The 21,441-nt window shown below is 63.5% G+C and carries 21 protein-coding genes and 1 pseudogene; 9 read left to right on the forward strand and 13 right to left on the reverse strand.

Annotation, left to right across the window (positions count from 1 at the left end; translation table 11 throughout):
* Positions 1-31: 31 nt before the first annotated feature.
* Positions 32-1,861, reverse strand: a complete 1,830-nt coding sequence (gene typA, locus NKH38_RS14105) for a translational GTPase TypA (protein WP_023681424.1) — start codon at positions 1,859-1,861, stop codon at positions 32-34.
* Between the two features lie 197 nt (positions 1,862-2,058).
* Between typA and NKH38_RS14110 the strand changes: the two genes are divergently transcribed.
* Positions 2,059-2,337 carry a hypothetical protein gene (locus tag NKH38_RS14110; protein WP_023753187.1) on the forward strand — a complete coding sequence of 93 codons (279 nt, stop codon included), beginning with the start codon at positions 2,059-2,061 and terminating at the stop codon, positions 2,335-2,337.
* Positions 2,338-2,384: 47 nt separating this feature from the next.
* Here the strand turns inward: NKH38_RS14110 and NKH38_RS14115 are convergent, their stop codons facing one another.
* Positions 2,385-3,959 (reverse strand): alkaline phosphatase D family protein, encoded by a 1,575-nt coding sequence (locus NKH38_RS14115; protein WP_023830139.1) that lies wholly within the window; start codon positions 3,957-3,959, stop codon positions 2,385-2,387.
* A 261-nt stretch (positions 3,960-4,220) separates the two neighbouring features.
* Entirely contained in the window at positions 4,221-5,504 is a 1,284-nt protein-coding gene (locus NKH38_RS14120) for an MFS transporter (RefSeq protein WP_023835196.1), read from the reverse strand.
* Positions 5,505-5,577: 73 nt separating this feature from the next.
* Between NKH38_RS14120 and NKH38_RS14125 the strand changes: the two genes are divergently transcribed.
* Together NKH38_RS14125 and NKH38_RS14130 are read left to right on the forward strand one after the other, a co-directional pair.
* Positions 5,578-6,195 carry a TetR/AcrR family transcriptional regulator gene (locus NKH38_RS14125; protein WP_023835195.1) on the forward strand — a complete coding sequence of 206 codons (618 nt, stop codon included), beginning with the start codon at positions 5,578-5,580 and terminating at the stop codon, positions 6,193-6,195.
* Between the two features lie 254 nt (positions 6,196-6,449).
* The gene (locus NKH38_RS14130; protein WP_023712049.1) at positions 6,450-7,046 is read left to right on the forward strand and encodes a hypothetical protein; all 597 of its coding nucleotides are present in this window, start codon (positions 6,450-6,452) and stop codon (positions 7,044-7,046) included.
* 227 nt (positions 7,047-7,273) lie between these two features.
* Here NKH38_RS14130 and ppa read toward each other — a convergent pair whose 3' ends face one another.
* From ppa to NKH38_RS14165, 7 genes and pseudogenes are all read right to left on the reverse strand, one after another.
* The gene (gene ppa / locus NKH38_RS14135) at positions 7,274-7,807 is read right to left on the reverse strand and encodes an inorganic diphosphatase (RefSeq protein ID WP_023668623.1); all 534 of its coding nucleotides are present in this window, start codon (positions 7,805-7,807) and stop codon (positions 7,274-7,276) included.
* 123 nt (positions 7,808-7,930) lie between these two features.
* Positions 7,931-8,437, reverse strand: coding sequence for a GNAT family N-acetyltransferase (locus tag NKH38_RS14140; protein ID WP_023688843.1), 507 nt, complete (start codon positions 8,435-8,437; stop codon positions 7,931-7,933).
* 168 nt (positions 8,438-8,605) lie between these two features.
* Positions 8,606-9,244 (reverse strand): TPM domain-containing protein, encoded by a 639-nt coding sequence (locus NKH38_RS14145; RefSeq protein ID WP_352765507.1) that lies wholly within the window; start codon positions 9,242-9,244, stop codon positions 8,606-8,608.
* Positions 9,245-9,250: 6 nt separating this feature from the next.
* The gene (locus NKH38_RS14150) at positions 9,251-10,141 is read right to left on the reverse strand and encodes a TPM domain-containing protein (RefSeq protein ID WP_023681431.1); all 891 of its coding nucleotides are present in this window, start codon (positions 10,139-10,141) and stop codon (positions 9,251-9,253) included.
* Between the two features lie 35 nt (positions 10,142-10,176).
* Positions 10,177-10,632: pseudogene (locus tag NKH38_RS14155) on the reverse strand (TPM domain-containing protein); the annotation flags it as partial.
* Positions 10,633-10,681: 49 nt separating this feature from the next.
* Entirely contained in the window at positions 10,682-11,452 is a 771-nt protein-coding gene (locus tag NKH38_RS14160; RefSeq protein WP_196813610.1) for a TPM domain-containing protein, read from the reverse strand.
* A gap of 239 nt (positions 11,453-11,691) precedes the next feature.
* Entirely contained in the window at positions 11,692-12,324 is a 633-nt protein-coding gene (locus tag NKH38_RS14165) for a LemA family protein (RefSeq protein WP_023681434.1), read from the reverse strand.
* 163 nt (positions 12,325-12,487) lie between these two features.
* On the opposite strand from NKH38_RS14165, the gene NKH38_RS14170 reads away from it, so the two are divergent.
* The 6 genes from NKH38_RS14170 to NKH38_RS14195 all read left to right on the forward strand — a co-directional run bounded on the left by NKH38_RS14170 (position 12,488) and on the right by NKH38_RS14195 (position 17,936).
* The gene (locus NKH38_RS14170; RefSeq protein WP_023732941.1) at positions 12,488-12,739 is read left to right on the forward strand and encodes a hypothetical protein; all 252 of its coding nucleotides are present in this window, start codon (positions 12,488-12,490) and stop codon (positions 12,737-12,739) included.
* A gap of 133 nt (positions 12,740-12,872) precedes the next feature.
* Entirely contained in the window at positions 12,873-13,757 is an 885-nt protein-coding gene (gene pdxY, locus NKH38_RS14175) for a pyridoxal kinase PdxY (RefSeq protein ID WP_352765504.1), read from the forward strand.
* Positions 13,754-14,518, forward strand: coding sequence for a DUF429 domain-containing protein (locus NKH38_RS14180; RefSeq protein ID WP_352765502.1), 765 nt, complete (start codon positions 13,754-13,756; stop codon positions 14,516-14,518). The genes pdxY and NKH38_RS14180 overlap by 4 nt, the downstream gene beginning before the upstream one ends.
* 149 nt (positions 14,519-14,667) lie before the next feature.
* Positions 14,668-15,312 (forward strand): carbonic anhydrase, encoded by a 645-nt coding sequence (locus NKH38_RS14185; RefSeq protein WP_023668613.1) that lies wholly within the window; start codon positions 14,668-14,670, stop codon positions 15,310-15,312.
* Between the two features lie 67 nt (positions 15,313-15,379).
* Entirely contained in the window at positions 15,380-15,793 is a 414-nt protein-coding gene (locus tag NKH38_RS14190) for a nuclear transport factor 2 family protein (RefSeq protein ID WP_352765500.1), read from the forward strand.
* A gap of 88 nt (positions 15,794-15,881) precedes the next feature.
* Positions 15,882-17,936, forward strand: coding sequence for a M3 family metallopeptidase (locus tag NKH38_RS14195; protein WP_352765499.1), 2,055 nt, complete (start codon positions 15,882-15,884; stop codon positions 17,934-17,936).
* A gap of 31 nt (positions 17,937-17,967) precedes the next feature.
* Here NKH38_RS14195 and NKH38_RS14200 read toward each other — a convergent pair whose 3' ends face one another.
* From NKH38_RS14200 to NKH38_RS14210, 3 genes are read right to left on the reverse strand one after another with little or no spacing between them, the layout of a single operon-like run.
* Positions 17,968-19,443 (reverse strand): M81 family metallopeptidase, encoded by a 1,476-nt coding sequence (locus NKH38_RS14200; RefSeq protein ID WP_352765497.1) that lies wholly within the window; start codon positions 19,441-19,443, stop codon positions 17,968-17,970.
* 25 nt (positions 19,444-19,468) lie between these two features.
* Positions 19,469-20,293: a carbohydrate ABC transporter permease gene (locus NKH38_RS14205; protein WP_352765496.1), complete on the reverse strand. Its 825-nt coding sequence runs from the start codon at positions 20,291-20,293 to the stop codon at positions 19,469-19,471.
* Positions 20,290-21,159: a carbohydrate ABC transporter permease gene (locus tag NKH38_RS14210; protein WP_023745368.1), complete on the reverse strand. Its 870-nt coding sequence runs from the start codon at positions 21,157-21,159 to the stop codon at positions 20,290-20,292. The genes NKH38_RS14205 and NKH38_RS14210 overlap by 4 nt, the downstream gene beginning before the upstream one ends.
* Positions 21,160-21,441 lie beyond the last annotated feature (282 nt).

Genomic DNA, 21,441 nt, shown 5'->3' on the forward strand with positions numbered 1-21,441 from the left:
TCGCCTCCTTCCGGATTTGGAAATCAGACGATTACGCCGCGCCCACAACCTTGGCCGACTTCTCGAAGCGCTTGCGCTCGTTCGGGTCGAGATAGAGCTTGCGCAGGCGGATGGTCTTAGGCGTCACCTCGACCAGCTCGTCGTCCTGGATCCAGGCCAGCGCGCGCTCCAGCGTCATGCGGATCGGCGGCGTCAGCTTCACCGCCTCGTCCTTGCCGGCGGCGCGGATGTTGGTCAGCTTCTTGCCCTTCAGCACGTTCACTTCGAGGTCGTTGTCACGGCTATGGATGCCGATGATCATGCCCTGATAGACCTTGACGCCCGGGTCGATGACCATCGGGCCGCGGTCTTCGAGGTTCCACATGGCATAGGCCACTGCCTCGCCCTGTTCGTTGGAGATCAGCACGCCGTTGGTGCGGCCCGGCAGTTCGCCCTTGTAGGGCTGGTAGGCGTGGAACAGCCGGTTCATCACGGCGGTGCCGCGCGTGTCGGTCAACAGTTCCGACTGGTAGCCGATCAGTCCGCGCGTCGGCGCGTGGAAGACGATGCGCTGACGGTTGCCGCCCGAAGGCCGCAGCTCGACCATCTCGGCCTTGCGCTCCGACATCTTCTGCACGACGATGCCGGCGTGCTCCTCGTCGACGTCGATGACGACTTCCTCGACCGGCTCCAGCAATTCACCGTTCTCGCCCTTCTGCATGACGACGCGCGGACGCGACACGGCGATTTCAAAGCCTTCGCGGCGCATCGTCTCGATCAGCACGGCCAGCTGCAATTCGCCGCGGCCGGAAACGAAGAACGAATCCTTGTCGGGCGATTCCTCGATCTTGAGCGCGACATTGCCTTCGGCTTCGCGCAGCAGGCGGTCGCGGATGACGCGGCTGGTCACCTTGTCGCCTTCAGTGCCGGCGAGCGGCGAATCGTTGACCAGGAAAGACATGGTCACGGTTGGCGGATCGATCGGTTGCGCATGCAACGCCTCGGTCACCGCCAGGTCGCAGAACGTGTCGGCGACGGTGCCTTTGGACAGGCCGGCAATGGCGACGATGTCACCCGCCTGCGCCTCTTCGATCGGCTGGCGCTCAAGGCCACGGAACGCGAGGATCTTGGAGATGCGCCCGGTTTCTATCTGCGTGCCGTCATGGTGGAGCACCTTGACCGCCTGGTTGGACTTCAGCGTGCCGCTCTCGATACGGCCGGTAATGATGCGGCCGAGGAAGGGATTGGCTTCCAGGATGGTGCCGATCATGCGGAACGGGCCAGGATGAACGGTCGGCTCCGGCACATGCTTGATGACGAGGTCGAACAGCGGCGCCAGGCCCTGGTCCTTCGGGCCTTCCGGATTTTCCGAGACCCAGCCATCGCGGCCAGAACCGTAGAGGATCGGGAAGTCGAGCTGCTCGTCGGTGGCGTCAAGCGCTGCAAACAGGTCGAACACCTCGTTGACCACTTCGACGTGGCGGGCGTCCGGACGGTCGATCTTGTTGATGACGACGATCGGCTTCAGGCCGACCTTGAGCGCCTTGCCGACGACGAACTTGGTCTGCGGCATCGGGCCTTCGGCCGCGTCGACCAGCACGATCGCCGAATCCACCATCGACAGGATGCGCTCGACCTCACCTCCGAAATCGGCGTGGCCGGGGGTGTCTACGATGTTGATGCGGGTGTCCTTCCAGTCGACCGAGGTCGCCTTGGCCAGGATGGTGATGCCGCGTTCCTTTTCGAGGTCGTTGGAATCCATGGCGCGCTCGGCGACGCGCTGATTGTCGCGGAAGGAACCGGATTGCCGCAGCAATTGGTCGACGAGGGTGGTTTTTCCATGGTCGACGTGCGCGATGATCGCGATATTACGAATTTTCATTTTGTGGTCTCGGGAGCGTTGCAGGCAGCAGGCCAAAAGGCGCCGCCTCTTTCGGTTGCGCGGCTCATACAGGGTTTTTCGCAATTGCGAAAGAGGAGGCGCACCACCAAATACTCATCAAATCTTAAGCATCTCGGTGTGAGATGGTTTTGTTAACCAAGGCGGGAACCTTTCTGGGCCCGGGTAGTTCGAAATTCATGACCGACAAACTCAATCGATTTTGGCCCCTCATCGCTTCGGTCGCATTCGCTGCCGTGCTGGCGGCCAATGCCGCTCAATCGGCCGCCACGGTGAAGGAAGCCAATCCGGCTTCGTCGTCCGACCGGACGGCCGAGCAGATGTTTGCCGACGCCCCTGATGGCGTCGACCCCGTGGTCACCGGCCCGGTCAGCGCCTCTTTCAAGCAGAGGCAGCAGGTTGCAGGCTGCGACAGCGCGGTGTGGCCGAAGATTCCGACGGTTTGCTACCCGGACTGACGGCTGCCCATTCCAGGCATAGCGATCCTTCGCACCGACCCAAAGGCTTACGCCGACCGCACCGGATCGAGCGTCACCTTGTAAAGCTCGATGTCGTCGCGATCCATCAGTCGCACGGTCAGCTGCTCTGTCGCCCCTGAAATGTCCACCAGGCCAAAGAACTGCAGGCCGGCCGAGGGTGGCAGGTTCTGGCCCTGTTCGGTGGTCGGCGCCTTGATGAATTTCAGCTCCGGGCCGAAGGTCATGTCGAAATCATTGGGACCGAAGGTACCGGCGTGGATCGGGCCCGAGACGAATTCCCAGAAAGGATTGAAATCCTGGAACCGCGCCTTGTCGGGGTTGTAATAGTGCGCCGCCGTGTAGTGGACATCGGCGGTCAACCAGACCGTGTTGGTGATGCCGGCAGTCTTGATGTAGCGCAACAGGTCGGCGATCTCGAGCTCGCGGCCTTTGGGCAGGCCATTGTCGCCATTGCTGATGGCTTCCGCGCCGACCTTCTTGGCGCCGTCGTCCCAGACGACGAGGCCGAGCGGCATGTCGGCGGCAATGATCTTCCAGGTCGCCCTGGAATTCGTCAGCTCGCGCTTCAGCCATTTCGTCTGCTGTTCGCCCAGCATGCGTGACTGCGGCGTCATGTCCTCCTGCATGTCGGGGCCGTTCGGGCCGCGATAGGAGCGCATGTCGAGGAAGAACACGTCGAGCAGCGGCCCATGCGCGATCTTGCGGTAGACGCGGCCGGGCTCGGACGGCTCGTAGCGGATCGTCGTCATCTCATGGAAGGCGCGCGCCGCACGCGCCGCGAGCACATGGACGGATTTTTCGGTGTAGCGGCTGTCGGCGCCGAGATTCTTCGAATCCGACCAGTTGTTCAGCACCTCGTGATCGTCCCACTGGTAGAAGGTCGGGCAGATGGCGCTCAAGGCCAGAACGTTTTTGTCCATCATGTTGTATTTCCACTGGTCGCGGTACTCATCCAGCGTCTCGGCCACCTTGCGCTTGCCGTCGATCAGGACGACGTTTTTCCACTTGCCGCCGCCAGGCAGGTCTACCTCGTCCTTCATGGCGCCATCGGCATAGATGGTGTCGCCGGAATGCAGGAAGAAATCCGGCGTGTGCCTGGCGATGGTGGCGTAGGTTTTCATGCCGGTCTCATCGATTCCCCAGCCCTGGCCGGCCGTGTCGCCCGACCAGGCGAATTTTATGTCGCGCTTCGAGGCGGGTGCTGTGCGGAAACGGCCGACGATCGGTTCGGAAACGGCGTTGATATCCGACAGGTCGGCGGCAGTCATCCGGTAGAAGATATCCTGGTCGGAGGCGAGGTCGGTGAGCAGGCGCTTGACCGTGAAGTCGCTGGCCGGCGAGGTATCGAGCGGCGCCAGCCGCGTCGCATTGGCGAAGTTTTCCGTCGACGACACTTCGAACATGACGCGCGAAGGCCGGTCGGTGCGCGTCCACACCATGCCGCTCGAGGCATCGACATCGCCGGACTGGACGCCATGGGTGAAGGCCGGGCGCTGGCTGGCGCGCGAATAATAGGGCAAAGCGAGCCCCGATGCGCCGAGCAGACCGGCGGCGCTGGCAGAGGTGACGAAAGCGCGGCGGGTCAACGAGATCTTGTTCATGGCTGTCTCCTGATGGCTTCGAACGGTGCCAGCAAGCTCCAGCTTCAATGTTTCAGCCACATCTCGGGAAGATGAAACTTTGATAACAATCGACAGGTGATCTCCGCCCTTGAGGGGGGAGATGTCGCCGAAGGCGACAGAAGGGGGTCGCCTCGCTTGGAGCGCCGACCTCTGCGCAAGAGGCTGAGTCCGGTCGCACGGACCCCCCTCTGGCCGCTTCGCGGCCATCTCCCCCCTGAGGGGGGAGATTAGTACCGCGCCTTACGCCGCTTGCGGCTCCGGATCGAAAGCCGGCCTGCTCGTATTGATCAGCAGCGACAGACACGCAGCCACGATCGCCGTCATGCCGGCGATCAGGAAAGCCAGTTCGTAATTGCCCTGCAATTCGCGCATGGTGCCGCCGAAGGCGGCGGCGGTGGCGGCGCCGACTTGGTGGCCGGCTACGATCCAGCCGAACACGATCGGGCCGCTGCGGTCACCGAAGGCCTCGTTGGCGAGCCTGAGCGTCGGCGGCACGGTGGCGATCCAGTCGAGACCGTAGAGCACCGCGAAGATGATCAGGCTGGTCGCCGAGAAGCCGGAATAGGGCAGATAGATCAGCGCCAGACCGCGAATGCCGTAGTAGACGCCGAGCAGCTTGCGCGGGTCGAAACGGTCGGTGAGCCAGCCCGAGAGCGTCGTCCCGATCAGGTCGAAAATGCCCATAAGCGACAGCAGGCCCGCGGCCTGTACCTCGGGGATGCCCATATCGCCGCAGAAGGAGATCAGATGCGTGCCGACCAGCCCGTTGGTGGTGAAGCCGCAGATGAAGAAGGTGGCGAACAGATACCAGAAGACGCGGGTGCCGGCAGCGCGGCGCAGCGTGTTGAGCGTATGCGCCAGGAAATTGCCTTGCGATGCCGGCGATACCGGCGGCACGTCATCGGCCCCGGCGCCATAGCGCACCATGCCGATCGAAGCGGGACGCTCCGGAACCAACAGCCAGACCAGCGGCAGAAGACAGGCGGTGGCGATCGAGACGGCGGTAGCGACGGGCTGCCAGCCGCCCGACTGGGCGAGCGATGCCAGCAGCGGCAGGAACACCAAGAGGCCGGTGGCGCTGGAGGCCGACATCAGCCCCATCACCAAGCCGCGATTGGTCTTGAACCAGCGGTTGACGATGGTGGCGCCGAGCACGGTGGCGACCGCGCCGGAGCCGATGCCGGAAAACACGCCCCAGGTGAGGAACAGGTGCCATGGCTCGGTCATCAGCAGGCTGAGCGCGGTCGAGCCCGACATGATCACAAGCGAGGCAAGCAGCGTGCGGCGCAAGCCGATACGCTCCATCAATGCGGCGGCAAACGGCCCGGTCAGGCCGTAAAGGAAGATGCCGATCGCGGCGGCAATCGAAACCGTATCGCGCCCCCAGCCGAAGCTTTTATCCAACGGCAGCATCATCACCGAGGGTGCGGAACGAAGCCCGGCCGCGATCAACAGGCAGAGGAAGATGACGCCAACCACGACGAAAGCGTAGCGCTGGCCAAACGGACGGGATTGAGCTATCATGTTACTGACCGGTACGTTGCAGGGTGAGGACCTGTATACGTACCGATCGGTAACACGTCAATCGAGTCATACCATGCCAACGGACAAAAATTTTGAACTGACCATCAAGGACGGTCATGCAGTGGCACCGCCCAAGGCTGCCAAGAAAATCCTCGACGTGGCGTACGACCTGTTCTACCGCCGCGGCATCCGGGCGATCGGCGTCGACGAGATCGTCAAGCGCGCCGGCGTCACCAAGCCCAGCCTCTACCGCAGCTTTCCCTCCAAGGACGAGCTCGCCGCTTCCTATCTCAGGCAATATGACCGTGAGTATTGGGAGCGTTTCGACGAAGCCGTGGCTGCCCACCCCGGCGACCCGCGCGCACAGCTCAGGGCTTTCCTGACTCGCGTCGGCAAGCGCACGCAAAGGCCGGACTATCGCGGCTGCGGCATGACCAACGCGGCGGTGGAATATCCCGAACATGGCCATCCGGCGCGTGTCGTCAGCGAGGCCAACAAGCAGGAGCTGCGCCACCGCCTGCGCGCCATGGCCGCAGCGATGGGCGCTAAAGACCCTGACACGCTCGGCGACGGCCTGCTGCTGTTGATCGAAGGCGCCTATATCAGCGGCCAGCTCTTCGGCCTAGGCGGCCCGGCGCAATCGGTGGCCCGCAACGCCGACCTGCTGATCGAGGCGAGCTTGAAGAAATAACATTTCGAACGTTGGCGCCGCCCTCACCTAACGGCATCCTTTCCCGGAAATGGGGCGAGGAACGCTCTCATCACGATTTCGCCAATTGCCAGCGTTGCAAGGTTGTCGCCAGCGGCGCAGCCGGCCACTTTCTCCCGTTCAGGGGGAGAATTGCCCGGCAGGGCGATGTGGGCGGCGCCAACGTTGAGATTGGCACGCTAGGCCGGCCGCAAATTTGGCGATAGGCTGGGGCCAACCTCAAGGGAAAAGTCCGCATGCGAACCCTGCTGCTTGTTCCATTCGCCCTCGCCGCCCTCTGCCAGGCAGCCCATGCCGATGGCATATCCAGCGTCTACACCGACCTCGACTCGCAAAAGGATTGCGTGACCTATGCGCAGGCCGAGGAAGGCGATGGCGACTGGGCCGAACTCGCCTGCTCCGGCTATCGCGGCTATCCCGTGCTGATCGCCTACGACGATGCGCGTGAATCGCTATTCTACGGGTTTCCGCCCGGCGGCGAGATGACCTCGGTCTGGGAGAGCTTTTCCGGCTTCAACTCGTCCGGCGCCAAGGTCGAATGGCGCATCGAGACCAAGGGCGACGTTGCCGTTCCCTTCGCGGTGATCCACCGCCGCTCGATCAGCAATCCCGAGGATGAGAACAAGCCGACCGAAGTGCTGCTCGTCGCCAAGGTCGCCCAGATGGAAGCCCGCGACGGCTGCACCATCGGCCTCGTGCTCGCCACCGGCAACCCTCAGGCCAACGACCAGGCGCGCAAGCTGGCGGACGAAAAGGCGAAGAGTTTCGCCTGTGGCAAGGACAAGCACACCGTCATCGGCAACGTGCCGGCGTTTGGTCGGGTGGATAACTAGCCACGTGGGTGCAAGGCACCCCCCTCTGCCCTGCCGGGCATCTCCCCCTCAAGGGGGGAGATTGGCAGCTTCGCTGGCGGCGCTTTTCTTTCGGCGCTGAAAATTGACGAAAGCCGTTGCGACATCCGATCTCCCCCCTTGAGGGGGAGATGGCCGGCAGGCCAGAGGGGGGTGCCTCGCGCTGGCGTTTGCCGCTTACTTGAACGAGACGCAGGCCTCTCTCGGCGCTACTTCGCCGCCTTCGCCCGTGCGATCGCGTCGACGATCATCTTCTTGGCGTATTTCGAATCGTGCCAGCCTTCGATCTTGACCCATTTGCCGGGCTCGAGATCCTTGTAGTGCTCGAAGAAGTGCTGGACCTGGTCGCGGGTGATCTCGGGCAGCTGCGTGTATTCGGTGACGTTTTCGTAGCGCAGCGTCAGCTTCGGCGAGGGCACGGCAATGACCTTCTCGTCCTGGCCGGCATTGTCTTCCATCACCAGCACGCCGATCGGCCGCACATTGATGACGCAGCCCGGCACCAGCGCGCGCGTGTTGCAGACCAGCACGTCGATCGGGTCGCCGTCGCCCGACAGCGTGTGCGGCACGAAACCGTAATTGCCGGGGTAGCGCATCGACGTATGCAGGAAACGGTCGACGAACAGCGTGCCGGCCTCCTTGTCCATCTCGTACTTGATCGGCTCGCCGCCGATCGGCACCTCGATGATGACGTTGATGTCCTCGGGCGGGTTCTTTCCGATGGCAATGGCTTCGATTCGCATGGCTTAAATCCCTCTCTCGATGTCCAAGATCGATAGCGGGCGGCGCGGCATGGTGCAATGCGGCGATTGGTGCGAAGCGCTAACGGAAGCGCACGGTTTATGATGATTTGTAACCGAGGCCGGTCATTCCCAGACGAAGGCGACCTTCTTGAGCGCCCTCTGCTCGAAAATCTCGACGCCTTCGGCGACGTCACGGCCACCCGCGCCGGCATAGAAGGAAAGTGCGTTCTGGTTGTCTTCCAGCGCCCACACCACCATTCCCTTCAGCCCGTGGTCGGCAAGCCGCGCCCGCGCCGCCTTGAACAGCCGGCTGCCGAGCCCGATGCCCTGATATTCCGGACGCAGGTAAAGTTCGTAGATTTCGCCCTGTTGCTTCAGCTCGCGGGCGCGGTTCTTGCCGATCGTGGCATAGCCGGCGATGGTGCCGCCGATCTCGACCACCAGAACGGTGGCGGCGCGGCGGATGGCGTTGGCCCACCAGTCGGCGCCGCGGCGGTTGATCATCGAGGTCAGCGAGCGATGCGGGATGATGCCGGAATAGGCGCCCTCCCAGGCCAGCTGGTGCACGTCGGCAATGGCGCCGGCGTCGCGCGGTTCGGCTTTCCTGATGTCGATGCTCAGCGTATTCATGATTTGTTAACCATAAACCCGCATCGGCCATTTGCAAGACTCGAGGTCAGCCCGCCGACCGCTTTCTCACAGCCGATCGCGACACTGCTGACAATGGGCAAAGCCTGCCTGGAAAACGCGCCCAGCCGGCGCGGTCAGGCGTCCGTCCGGGTAGCGCGTGCAGGCTCTTCAGATCTCGACGAGATGATCGTCCAGCTCATTGGCGTCGCCCGACGTCACCGGGAAATGCTCGGCCAGCACCGCGCCGACCTGCCCGATCGCCTTGACGAAGCCGTCGGCGAGCCGGTCGTCACCGGCATGCTGCAGGAGATCGCGCACCACGCCGTCCCAGACATGCTGGCCGACCTTGCTGTCGATGCCCGAATCGGCGACCACTTCGGCATAACGCTCGGCGGTCGACACGAAGACCAACACGCCGGTGCGCGCCGTGGTGCGGTGGACATTGCGGGCGAGGAACTGCCTGAGCGCATTGTGATGTGCCGCCTGATAACGCTGCCGGCGCGGCACCAGATGGATGCGCAAGCCCGGCAGCGCCCACAAAAGCACCAACACCGAGGCCAGTGCCAGCAGTTGGACAATGACGAAATGCGGCAGCCGGATCGACAGCCACCAGGCTTCCAGCCCATAAGCGACGGCGAGGCTGGCAATCAGCATGCCTGATGTCGCCATGAAGGCGGCGGGAAAGAAATAGCCGTCGCTGGCATGCGCAACGACGCAGTAGATCTCGCCGTCGGTTTTGGCCTCGGCCGCGCGGATCGCGGTGGCGATGCGCTCATGGTCCTGTGGGCTGATCGGTCGTGTTGCCATCTTCTCTCACCAGCTCCCTGAAGACCCGCCACCGCCAGACGAACCGCCGCCGCCTGAAAACCCGCCGCCGCTGCTTGAGCCCGAAGACCAGCTGCTGCCCGAACTTCCCGATGACCATCCGCTGCCCGACGACGAACTTGTTGTCCAGCTGCTGGAGCCCGAGGACGATCCGCTCGGCCCCTGGCCGTAGCGAAAGGTCATGCCCAGCCATTTATACACGCCCGGCGACAGCTTGGTGCCGAAGATCGGCGGCAGGAAGGCCATCGCCAGGCCGCCGAAGAACATCGCCGCCCACAGGATCAGGAAGACCGCGACGACGGGATCGATGGGCGTGCTGCGGTCGGCCGGGTTGCGCTTGCCGCGCGCCTCCAGCTCTTCCGGGTTGCCTTCCAGCACCATGACCATGTCGTCGACGGCCTTGGAAATGCCGCCGGAGAAATCACCGGCGCGGAACGCCGGCACCATGTCGTTTTCGATGATCAGTTTGGTGTGCAGGTCGGTCAGCGTGCCTTCCAGCCCGTAGCCGACCTCGATGCGCATCTTGTGGTCGTTCTTGGCCACCAGCAGAAGCACGCCGTTGTTTTCGCCGGCCTGCCCGAGTTTCCAAAAGCGGAACAGCCGGTTGGCGTAGGGTTCGATCTCCTCGCCGTCGAGGCTGTTGATCGTGGCGACGACGATCTGGTCGGAGCCTTTGGTCTCGAAATCCGCGAGCTTCTGCGTCAGTGCCGCCTTGGTCGCGGCGTCGATAATACCGGCATTGTCGACCACCCGCCCGGTGAGTGCCGGCAGGTCTGCCGCCAAAGCTACAAACAGCATGGTGAGCATCGTCAACAGCGCGATGCCGATCGTCGCGGCTGCGCGGCCAGGTCTTGGCGGATTGAAGACGCGTACTGTCATGCCGTCACCAGTTCCCCTCAACCACCATGACTGTCCTCAATCACCATGATCATGTCGTCGACCGCTTTGGAAATACCGCCGGAGAAATCCCCGGCGCGGAAGGCCGGCACCATGCCTTCAATGATCCGTGTGGCGTGCTGGTTGGTGAGCGTGGCTTCCAGCCCGTAGCCGACCTCGATGCGCATCTTGCGGTCGTTCACGGCCACCAGCAGAAGCACGCCATTGTTCTTGGCCTTCTGGCCGAGCTTCCAAGCGTTGAACAGCCGGGTGGCGTAAGGCTCGATCTCCTCGCCGTCGAGGCTGGGAACCGTCGCGACGACGATCTGGTCGGAGCCTTTGGTCTCGAAATCGGCCAGTCTTTGGGTGAGCGCCGCCTCGGTCGCGGCATCGATGATGCCTGCATTGTCGACGACACGACCGGTGAGGGCGGGCAGTTCCGCCGCCAGCGCCGCGAAGCTGACGAGCAAGACCAGCAAGGCAGCGCCGGTCATCGTGGCGAAGCGGCCATGCCAGGGATTGGCGATGCGTGTTGTCATCTCGTCACCAGCTTCCCGAGGAGCCGCCGCCGCCGGACGAACCGCCGCCGCCGGAAAAGCCGCCACCACCGCTTGAACCCGACGACCAGCCGCCCCCGCCCGAAGACCAGCCGCCGCTGGACGACCGCCGGCCCGGCTCGAATGTCATGCCGAGCCAGCGATAGCGGCCGGGACCGAGTTTTTGGCCGAAGATCGGCGGCAGGATGGAGGCGGCCATGCTGCCGAAGAAGATGATTGCCCAGATGCTGATGAAGACGCCGAAGAACAGATTGTCGGTATTGATGGGCGGCTTCTGGTTGCGCTCGCCGCGCGCCTCCAATTCCTCCGGATTGCCTTCCAGCACCATCACCATGTCGTCGACGGCCTTGGAAATGCCCCCGGAGAAATCGCCGGCGCGGAACGCCGGCACCATGTCGTTTTCGATGATCAGCTTGGTGTGCAAATCGGTCAGCGTGCCTTCCAGCCCATAGCCGACCTCGATGCGCATCTTGCGGTCGTTCGGCGCCACCAGCAGCAGCACGCCGTTATTTTCCTTGGCCTGGCCGAGCTTCCAGAAGCGAAACAGCCGGTTGGCGTAAGGCTCGATCTCCTCGCCGTCGAGGCTGGGGATGGTGGCGACGACGATCTGGTCGGAGCCTTTTGTCTCGAAGTCGGCGAGTTTCTGGGTGAGCGCGGCTTTGGTTCCCGCGTCGATAATGCCGGCGTTATCGACGACGCGGCCGGTCAGCGCGGGGAGGTCGGCGGCGAAGGCGGTGAGGGGCAGGAAGACGGCCAGAAAGGCGAGAAGAACACCAAGGTTGGCGTTCCTTCGCGTCCCCCTCTGTCCTGCCGGACATCTCCCCCTCGAGGGGGGAGATTGGCAATCTCGCTGCCGACGCTCAGCCGGCAACGCTGATATTTGGCGCAAGCACAGAAGACAGCTGATCTCCCCCCTTGAGGGGGAGATGTCCGGCAGGACAGAGGGGGGTGTGAAGGAACGCAAGGCTGGCAAAGGCCAAGCTCACCCAGACGTCATCACCCGCCCTGCTTCGTGCCGAAATCGACCTTCGGCGGCTGCATCTTGTCTTCTTCGACGGTGAAGTTGGCGAAGGGCTCGTTGCTGCGGAACCAGAAGGTTGCCCATAGCACCGACGGAAAGGTCCTCAGCGTCAGATTGTAATCCTTGACCGCCAGGATGTAGTCGCGCCGCGCCACGGCGATACGGTTCTCGGTGCCTTCGAGTTGCGCCTGCAGCGCCAGGAAATTCTGGTTGGCCTTGAGGTCGGGATAGGCCTCCGACACCGCGATCAGCCGCGATAGCGCGCTGGTCAGCCCTGATTGCGCATCCTGGAACTTCTTGAGCGCTTCGGGGTCCTTCAGCGTTTCCGGCGTCACCGTGATCTGCGTCGCCTTGGCGCGCGCTTCGACCACCGCATCGAGCGTGTCCTTTTCATGCGAGGCATAGCCCTTCACCGTCTCGACCAAATTGGGAATGAGGTCGGACCGACGCTGATACTGGTTCAGCACCTCGCTCCATGCCGCCTTGGCGTTTTCCTCCGCCGTCGGGATGGTGTTGAAGCCGCAGCCGGCGAGCAGAGGCAGCACGACGGCCATCATCAGCACGGCCGGCAGACTGCGGAAAGGGAAGGCAAGGCGCTGGGCAAACATGGTGAGGTCCCTCGACAGAAGTTGCATGCGAAGCATTAGCACAATCCGCGCTCAAGAAAATGTCTGCCGCTGGCGCGCATTCCTGGCGCGCATTCATGCGCCGGCGAGGCCCTGTGATTGATCGCGCGAACACGATATGGTTGCCGGCAAACAGGACAGGATCATGGCGGAACGCCGCGACGATGACAGCGAATCGCGCCGCATTATTGAGCGCGTGGCGAACGAGGGCGGCCTTGGCGGCGCATCGCTGGTGTCACGGGCAGCGAAAGGCGCCCGCGATCATGTTACCGCAGCCGAGGCCGACCGATCCGATCCGATCGAGGTCTGGGGCACCCGCATCGGCCGCACACTTGGGCTCATCGTCGCCCTCGGCCTTTTGATCTGGCTCGTGTACTACGTCTCCCGGGGCAGCTAGAGCATGATCCTGAAAAGTGGGAACCGGTTTTCTCGGACAAACGGGAACCGTTTTGTCCGGAGATCATGCTCCAACCAAAGAGATAGATCAGGATGACGATTCAACGAAAAATTATCCGTATCTAGGATTTTCCATGAACAGCGAAAAAGCCGACGCGCCGCGCGCGGTCATCGTCATTTCCAGCCATGTCGCCCGCGGCTCGGTCGGCAACCGCGCCGCCGTGTTTGCGCTGGAGACGCTGGGCTTTCCGGTGTGGGCGGTACCGACGGTCATCTTGCCCTGGCATCCGGGCCACGGCCGCGCCACGCGCATCGTGCCGCCGCTCGACCAGTTCAAGGCGCTGATGGCCGATCTCGAGCGCGCGCCCTGGCTGGGTGAGGTCGGTGCGGTGCTGTCGGGCTATCTCGGCGAGGCCGGCCAGGCCGACGCCGTCGCTTCGCTGGTCGCGGCCATCAAGGCCAAGACGCCGGACGCGATCTATATATGCGATCCGGTGATGGGCGATTCCGGCGGGCTCTACGTGCCCGAGCTGACGGCCGCCGCCATGCGTGATCGACTGATGCCGATCGCCGACATCGCCACCCCCAACCGCTATGAGCTGGAATGGATGGCCGGTGCGCCTTTGCCCGATCTGAAATCGGTGATCTCGGCCGCCCTCCATGCCGGACCGTCAACAATGCTGGTGACGTCGGCACAGTCGATGATGACCGGCGGCACCGGCAATCTGCTGCTTGACGGCACCCAGGCGCTGCTGGCCGAACACCGCCTCATCGACAAGCCGCCGAATGGCCTCGGCGACCTGACTGCGGCCGTCTACCTCGCCCGCATCCTGTCGGGGCAGCCGCCGATCAAGGCGCTGCAATCGACCACCGCCGCCGTCTACGAAATCCTGGCGCGAACCGCCAAGCGTGGCGGCGACGAGCTGCAGCTTGAAACCGATGCCCAGAGCCTGTCGCACCCGATGGCGATGGTGCAGCTGCGCCACCTCACCCATCCGGGGCGGGACCGCCGGGCGTGACCTCGACCCTGGTCGTCGGCGTCGACGGCTGCAAGGCCGGCTGGATCGCCGTCCGCCGCGATCTGGATGCCGCGCCGTCAGTCCGCGTCTTTCCCAGCTTTGCGGCCCTGCTCGACGCCTTGCCCGCCGATGCGACAGTGGCCGTCGACATGCCGATCGGCCTGCCGGACGTCTCGCAAAGAGGCGGGCGCGGGCCGGAGACCTTGGTACGGCCAATGCTCGGAGCACGGCAATCCAGCGTCTTCTCTATCCCGTCCCGTGCGGCCCTCTACGCCGACATCAGCGACTTCACCACGGTCGAGGCCTGGTATGAGGCGCATCGGCGCGCCAGCGAGGTGGCCAGGGCGACCTCCGATCCGCCACGCGGCGTCTCGATCCAGGCCTTCGGCATCTTTGCCAAGATACGCGAGATCGACGCGCTGCTGATCGCACGTCCGCAACTGCGCCGCCGCGTCTTCGAATCGCACCCCGAAGTGGCCTTCTGCCGGCTGAACGGCGAAAAACCGATGACGCTGCCGAAGAAGATCAAGGGCGCAGTCAATCCTGCCGGGATGGAAGAGCGCAAGGCACTGCTCTGCCGGCAGGGCTATACCAGAGCTTTCCTTGACCAGCCGCCGCAACGCGGTGCTGCCGCCGACGATTTCCTCGACGCCGCAGCGATGATGCTGATTGCCGGACGCATTGCCGGCGGCGAGGCAAAGCCGTTTCCCGACCCGCCGCTTGCCGACCGTTTGGGCATTCCCCTGGCGATCTGGGCGTGAGGCAAGCGGCGAGCCATGCGTGCGGCATGGCGATTTGCGACGAAGCCATCCGCAATTCGGCATTGCCCGCGACGGGCATTTGCCGTTAGAGCCTTTCTAACTTGAAATGAGCTGCCGTCGCTAACCCCGAAAGGCTTCATCCCTAACCCATGCCCCATCTCCCCGAACATCTTTGGACCGGCTACCGCAACTTCATGAATGGCCGCTATCTCACCGAGAGCGGACGCTATCGCGAGCTCGCCCGCGAGGGGCAGGCGCCCGAAACCATGATCGTTGCCTGCTGCGATTCCCGCTCTGCCCCCGAGGCGATCTTCGACGCCGGTCCGGGCGAACTGTTCGTCCTGCGCAATGTCGGCAATCTGGTGCCGCCCTATGCACCGGACGGCGAGTTCCACTCGACCTCGGCCGCGCTCGAATTCGCCGTGCAGAGCCTGAAGGTGAAAAACATCGTGGTGATGGGCCATGGCCGCTGCGGCGGCATCCGCGCCGCGCTCGACACCAATTCGGCGCCGCTGTCGCCCGGCGACTTCATCGGCAAATGGATGAGCCTGATCGCGCCGGCGGCCGAAACCGTTTCGTCCAGCACGTTCATGACGACAACCGAACGGCAGACGGCGCTGGAGCGGATTTCCATCCGCTATTCGATCGCCAATCTCAGGACCTTCCCTTGCGTCTCCATCCTCGAAGGCAAGGGGCGGCTGTCGCTGCATGGCGCCTGGTTCGACATCTCGACAGGCGAGCTCTGGGTGATGAACAAGGACACTGGCGACTTCGAGCGGCCGGATTTGACGTAGACCCATGATCCCGAAAAGTGGGAACCGGTTTTCGGATAAGGGCATGGTCAAATAAGAGGAGGGAAGAATGCGGGTTTGGCGTGCGATCGCTTTCGCCGTAGCGGCGCTGCTGATTTCGCTCGTCCCTGCCCGCTCCGATGACGGCGCCATTATCGACCGCTGGTATTCGGCGCTGCTGGTCGCCGATCGCACCGAATTGTCGGACCTGCTCGCCGACGATGTCCGCACCAAGCTCGACGATCTCGGCGTCGTGCAGTCGAAGCAGGAGTTCATCGCGTCGATCGACGAATGGAAGGGCGCGGTCGCCGGCGCCGCAATCCGGCATCGCGTCGAAAAGAGCGAGGCCGGCGTCACCACTGTCATCGCCTGCTATGATTTCCCCAACAATGACATGCTGATGCAGGAAACGTTCGCCGTCACCGGCAACCGCATCACCGCCAGTTCGCAAGCGGCGATCGCGGAAAATTGCGATGGCTTCTGACGCGGGCTTGAACGGCCGCGCTGTTGCGCCGCGCCAGTCATCGCCCTACATCGATCAGCAAGCTCCGCCAATCATCGAAAGATCCCCCATGCCGTCCACGAAAACCGTCGATCTCGCCGCCCATCCGCTGACCAAATGGCAAGGGCCGCTCGGCCTGCCGGATTTTGCCAGCATCGGCGACGGCGATTTCTCCTCGGTGTTCGACGCGGCGCTGAAGGCACATGAGGCCGAAATCGATGCGATCGCCGGCAACAAGGATGCGCCGACCATCGAGAATACGCTGGCAGCCCTCGAGCTCGCCGGTGAGCCGCTCGACCATGTCTCGTCGATCTTCTGGTGCCGGGCCGGCGCCCACACCAACGATGCGATCCAGGCGCTGGAGCGTGAGATCTCGCCGAAGATGTCGCGGCATTTCTCGGCGATCTCGATGAACGAGAAATTGTTTGCCCGCATCGACGACCTCTACCAGCGCCGGGAGACGCTAAAACTCGACGTCGAGACGCTGCGGGTGCTGGAGAAGACCTGGAAAGGCTTTGTGCGATCGGGCGCAAAACTCGACGCCGACGGCAAGAAGCGGCTGGCCAACATCAGCGAGGAGCTGTCCTCGCTCGGCACGACCTTCGGCCAGAACGTGCTGGCCGACGAGCGCGACTGGGCGCTTTTCCTCGACGAGGCTGATCTTGCGGGCCTGCCGGACTTCGTGAAGAGTTCGATGGCCGAAGCCGCCGAGACGCGCGGCCAGAAAGGCCGCTACGCAGTCACCTTGTCGCGCTCTATCTATGAGCCGTTCACGACCTTCTCCGAACGCCGCGACCTGCGCGAGACCGCCTTCCGCGCTTTCACCATGCGCGGCCAGAACGGTGGCGCCAGCGACAACACCGCAGTGGTGCGCGACATGCTGAAATTGCGCGCCGAAAAGGCCAAGCTGCTCGGCTATGCCTCGTTCGCCGCGCTGAAACTCGACGACACCATGGCCAAGACGCCGAAGGCTGTGCACGACCTCCTCGACCCGGTCTGGGAGAAAGCGCTGGAGAAGGCCGCCGCCGACCAGAAGGAGCTGGAGCGGCTGGCGACCAAGGCAGGCAGCAACGAAAAATTCGCCGCCTGGGACTGGCGCTTCTACCAGGAGAAGTTGCGCGCCGAAAAATTCGCCTTCGACGAGGCGGAACTGAAACCGTATCTGCAACTCGACCGGGTCATCGACGCCTGCTTCGACGTCGCCACAAAACTGTTCGGCATCACCTTCGAGGAGAAGAAGGGCATCGCCGCCTGGCATCCCGACGCGCGCGTCTTCGTGGTGAAGAACGCCGATGGCAGCGAGCGCGGCCTGTTCCTCGCCGACTATTTCGCCCGGTCCTCGAAGCGCTCCGGCGCGTGGATGAGCGCGCTGAAGTCGGGCTACAAGCTTGGCGATGGCTCCAAGCCGGTGATCTACAATATCATGAACTTCGCCAAGCCGCCGGCCGGGGAAGCAGCGCTGTTGTCGGTCGATGAGGCCAAGACCCTGTTCCACGAGTTCGGCCATGCTTTGCACGGCATGCTGACCGACGTCACCTGGCCGTCGGTGGCGGGCACCTCGGTTTCCCGCGATTTCGTCGAACTGCCTTCGCAGCTCTACGAGCACTGGCTGACGGTGCCCGCAGTGCTGGAAAAGCATGCGCTGCATGTTAAGACCGGCAAGCCGATGCCGAAGTCGCTGCTCGACAAGATGCTGGCCGCCCGCACGTTCGGCGCCGGTTTCGCCACGGTCGAGTTCACAGCGTCGGCGCTGATCGACATGGCGTATCACGCGCGGCCGGATGCGCCGGCGGAACCGCTGCGTTTCGAAGCCGAAACGCTGGAAAAGCTTGATATGCCCGACACCATCGCCATGCGTCATCGCACCCCGCATTTCGGCCATATCTTCTCCGGCGACGGTTATTCAGCCGGCTACTATTCCTACATGTGGTCGGAAGTGCTCGACGCCGACGCCTTCGCCGCCTTCGAGGAGACCGGCGATCCCTTCAACCCGGCGCTGGCGGAACGGCTTTGGAAGAATATCTATGCCGCTGGCGGGTCGAAGGATCCGGAGGAGCTGTACACGGCGTTCCGCGGCAAGATGCCTTCGCCGGAAGCGATGATGGTGAAGCGGGGATTGCTATAGCGCCGCCTTATCTCCCCCCTCGAGGGGGAGATCACCAGCGCCAAGGATCCGCCACCCGTGGCCACACCGGCCGCGTCAGCTTCCTGTAATCCGTCACCGCCGGATTGCTCGGATACGAGCTCGGCGCCGAGACATAGATGATCTCCGCCGCGATCGGTTCAAAGCCGGCGTAGAAATGGTTGGTTGACTTGATCAGCAATATGTCCTTCGACAACGGATCGACATCGATGTTGGAGAAGACATCCGGCTCGAAGGTCTGCGTGCGGTTGGTGTTGAGGATGATGTCGATTTCGGTGCCTTCGAGCCGCACCAGCGCCGTCGGTCCGAGCGTCACCCGGCTCGGCCCGAAGCTCTGCCAGCCCTCGGGGACGGCTTTCAACACCTTGACGCGCGCATCGATCGGTTCGCCGGCCAGCGGCCCGGCCTTGCCGCCGAAGCGCAGGTCGATGACGGCGCCTTCGCCTGCCGCCTGGCAAAAGGTGACAGCGATCGGGTCCCAGATCGTCGCCACGCCAAAATTGTCCACGCCCTGTTCCAGCATGGCGCGCAGCACGACCGTACCGTCGCCGGCGACGCCACCGCCGGGATTGTCCCAGATGTCGGCAATCACAACCGGCTTGCCGGGATTTTCCTTGCGCACGGCCAGTGCCCGCGCGATGCCGTCCTCGGTGTTCAGCATCGTCATCGCCGTCCTTTCGCGGATGGCGTAAAGCTCGTGCCCTAGCCTCTCCGCCAGCGCATCGCCCTTGGCCTTGTCATTGTCAGTGACGACCAGGATGCGCGTGCCCATTTCCGGCACGTCCGCGGCCATGAAGCCATGGATGACCGAGACCGACAGCACGCCGTCCTTGCCGTGCAGCGCCTTGATGCGGTCGACGAAGGAGCGCATCGGCTCGCGGCTGGTCGGCAGCACCTGGATCATGCGGCAGTCGAACGTCGAGATCACCGGCTTGATCTCGTCGCGCGCCGCCGCCAATCCAAGCTCGACGACATGTTCGCCGCGCTCATAGAAGTCGGTGTGCGGGAATTCGAGGAAATAGGCCATGACATTGCATGCCGCGACGCGCTTTGGGGTCAGATGACTGTGCGGGTCGAGCTCGACCGCGATCACCACGTCGGGCCCGACGATTGCGCGAACCCGTTCCAGCAGATCGCCTTCGCAATCGTCATAGCCTTGCGCCACCATGGCGCCGTGCAGGCCGAGGATGACGGCGTCGACCGGCAAGGCTGCCTTCAACTGGCCGAGAATCTCGTCGCGCAACGACTCATAGGTCTGCCGCTGCACCACCCCGCCCGGCTCCGCCCAGGTGGCGGTGCCTTCGATGACGGTCAGCCCTTCGGCAGCCGCACGCCGGCGCAGCGCGACCATCGGCGAGGAGCACAAGGTCGGCGTGTCTGGATGCTTGCCCGGCCCGGCATAGAACGCCATCTCGAACGACGCCCGGTCGGTCGGCACCGGCGAGAAGGTGTTGGTTTCGGTCGCCAGCGAGGCGGTGAAGATGCGCATGAAAGCTCCGTTGTGAATGGCGCCGTTATTTGACCGCCCCGAGCGCCAGCCCGCGGACGAGATAGCGCTGCAGCCAGATGAACAGGATTGCCACCGGCAGCGTCGCCAGCAGCGTCGCCGCCATTACATGGTGCCATTCGATCGTGTAGCGGCCGGCGACCAGCGAGAACACCTGGATAGGCAGCGTGTAACTTTCCTGGCTGCGCAGCATTGTGAGCGCGACGACGAACTCATTCCATGCGTTGATGAAGGTGAAGATGGCGGTCACCGCTATTGCCGGCAGGCAAAGCGGCAGAAACACTTTTCGCAAGGTCAGCCATCGGCCGGCGCCTTCCATCCACGCTGCTTCCTCGAGATCGCGCGGGATGGTGTCGAAATAGCTTTGCAGCATCCACACGGTGAAGGCGACGTTGAAAGCCATGTAGATGACGCCGAGCGCCGTGGTCGATTCGATCAGCCCCCAGGCCGCCATCAGCCGGAACAGGCCGAGCACCAGCACGATCGGCGAGATCATCTGCGAGATCAGCAGGAACTGGCGGAAGGCGCCATACCCGGCAAAGCGAAACCGCGACATGGCATAGGCAGCAGGCACCGAGATCAGGATGGCGCCGACGGTGGCGATGACCGAGACATAGAGCGAATTGGCCAACGCCTGGCCGAATCCCGTCGCCACCCACATCTCGACAAAATTCGACCAGCGGAATTCGCTTGGCCACCAGGTCGGCGACAGCACCTCCTGCCGCGGCTTGACCGCGGTCAAAAACATTATCGCGAAGGGGAAGATCGTCACCACGAGCAGCGGCGAAAGCAGCAGCCAGGCGATGATCGTACGCTTCAGCTTGGGCGTCATGTGCGCTGCTCCCGCATGGCAAGCCGCACATAGATCATGGTGAAGATCAAAAGGATGGCGAACATCAGCAGCGACACCGCCGATGCTTCACCCAGTTTGCCGATGCGGAAGGCCAGCTTGTAGAGATGGGTGACCAATATGTCGGTCGAGTTGGCCGGCCCGCCCTGCGTCATCACCCAGATGATCGGAAAGGAATTGAAGACGTAGATGGTGTTGAGCACGATGGCGATGTTGATGAACGGCTTCAGCAGCGGAAAGGTGATCTCGCGGAACTGCTGCAGCGGCGTCGCCCCCTCCAGGGCCGCCGCCTCGTAGAGGTCGTCGGGGATCGACGACAGGCCGCCGAGGAAGATCGTGGTGGTGAACGGCACCGTCACCAATATGCCGATCAGCACCTGCATCGGAAAGGCGGTCTCGGCGCGCGCCAGCCACTGGATGTTTTCATGTATCAGGCCGAGCCCGATCAGCGCCGAATTCAGCATCCCGCTTTCGCCGTTGAGCGCCCAGCGCCAGACCACCGCCGTCATCGTCAGCGACACCGCCCAGGGCAGCATGATGATGACGCGGGCAATGCCGCGGCCGTAGAAATCGGTGTTGAGGATCATCGCCACGGGGACGGACAACAGCAGCGCGCCGCCGACCACCAGCACGGTCCACAGGCCGGTGCGCCAGAGTGCCGCCAGGAAATCGGGATCGGCGAGGAAGGCGGAATAATTGGCGAAATCGTTGAAGTCGCGCAGCTGCCCAAAACGGCTGACATCATGCGTCGATATCTGGATCAGGTCCCAGACCGGCCAGAAGATGACGACCGCGGCCAGAAACAGGCTGGGCAAGGTCAATAAATAGGGCAGGTAACGATTTTGCATCGGCCGGATTCGTACCGTGTTGGACATAAGTGGCGCTGGCGCGCCAGCTCGGATCAATCTCGCATATCGGTCTAAGGCAGCGCTTCAGGGTTTGAATCTCCTGCGGACGTTTGCGCTGCCCCTCACCTGCCTGCCCATCCTCCGCAACGGTTGCGGAAGGGAGCCCTTCCTCTCCCCCGTCGATCGGGGGAGAGGTGTGGGGGGCGGGGCGGCGGAGTGGGGGTGGGCGGGGTTGCTGTGGCCGCAGGGGGGGGCACGCGCCGTGGTGGTTGGGCCTTTTGG

Source organism: Mesorhizobium sp. M1078 (assembly GCF_040318615.1).
GTDB lineage: Bacteria > Pseudomonadota > Alphaproteobacteria > Rhizobiales > Rhizobiaceae > Mesorhizobium.

Excerpts from the sequence above, each read along its gene's own strand:
- typA (WP_023681424.1), bottom strand. The coding sequence starts at position 1,861 with ATGAAAATTCGTAATATCGCGATCATCGCGCACGTCGACCATGGAAAA.
- NKH38_RS14110 (WP_023753187.1), top strand. The coding sequence starts at position 2,059 with ATGACCGACAAACTCAATCGATTTTGGCCCCTCATCGCTTCGGTCGCA.
- NKH38_RS14115 (WP_023830139.1), bottom strand. The coding sequence starts at position 3,959 with ATGAACAAGATCTCGTTGACCCGCCGCGCTTTCGTCACCTCTGCCAGC.
- NKH38_RS14120 (WP_023835196.1), bottom strand. The coding sequence starts at position 5,504 with ATGATAGCTCAATCCCGTCCGTTTGGCCAGCGCTACGCTTTCGTCGTG.
- NKH38_RS14125 (WP_023835195.1), top strand. The coding sequence starts at position 5,578 with ATGCCAACGGACAAAAATTTTGAACTGACCATCAAGGACGGTCATGCA.
- NKH38_RS14130 (WP_023712049.1), top strand. The coding sequence starts at position 6,450 with ATGCGAACCCTGCTGCTTGTTCCATTCGCCCTCGCCGCCCTCTGCCAG.
- ppa (WP_023668623.1), bottom strand. The coding sequence starts at position 7,807 with ATGCGAATCGAAGCCATTGCCATCGGAAAGAACCCGCCCGAGGACATC.
- NKH38_RS14140 (WP_023688843.1), bottom strand. The coding sequence starts at position 8,437 with ATGAATACGCTGAGCATCGACATCAGGAAAGCCGAACCGCGCGACGCC.
- NKH38_RS14145 (WP_352765507.1), bottom strand. The coding sequence starts at position 9,244 with ATGGCAACACGACCGATCAGCCCACAGGACCATGAGCGCATCGCCACC.
- NKH38_RS14150 (WP_023681431.1), bottom strand. The coding sequence starts at position 10,141 with ATGACAGTACGCGTCTTCAATCCGCCAAGACCTGGCCGCGCAGCCGCG.
- NKH38_RS14165 (WP_023681434.1), bottom strand. The coding sequence starts at position 12,324 with ATGTTTGCCCAGCGCCTTGCCTTCCCTTTCCGCAGTCTGCCGGCCGTG.
- NKH38_RS14170 (WP_023732941.1), top strand. The coding sequence starts at position 12,488 with ATGGCGGAACGCCGCGACGATGACAGCGAATCGCGCCGCATTATTGAG.
- pdxY (WP_352765504.1), top strand. The coding sequence starts at position 12,873 with ATGAACAGCGAAAAAGCCGACGCGCCGCGCGCGGTCATCGTCATTTCC.
- NKH38_RS14185 (WP_023668613.1), top strand. The coding sequence starts at position 14,668 with ATGCCCCATCTCCCCGAACATCTTTGGACCGGCTACCGCAACTTCATG.
- NKH38_RS14190 (WP_352765500.1), top strand. The coding sequence starts at position 15,380 with ATGCGGGTTTGGCGTGCGATCGCTTTCGCCGTAGCGGCGCTGCTGATT.
- NKH38_RS14195 (WP_352765499.1), top strand. The coding sequence starts at position 15,882 with ATGCCGTCCACGAAAACCGTCGATCTCGCCGCCCATCCGCTGACCAAA.
- NKH38_RS14200 (WP_352765497.1), bottom strand. The coding sequence starts at position 19,443 with ATGCGCATCTTCACCGCCTCGCTGGCGACCGAAACCAACACCTTCTCG.
- NKH38_RS14205 (WP_352765496.1), bottom strand. The coding sequence starts at position 20,293 with ATGACGCCCAAGCTGAAGCGTACGATCATCGCCTGGCTGCTGCTTTCG.
- NKH38_RS14210 (WP_023745368.1), bottom strand. The coding sequence starts at position 21,159 with ATGCAAAATCGTTACCTGCCCTATTTATTGACCTTGCCCAGCCTGTTT.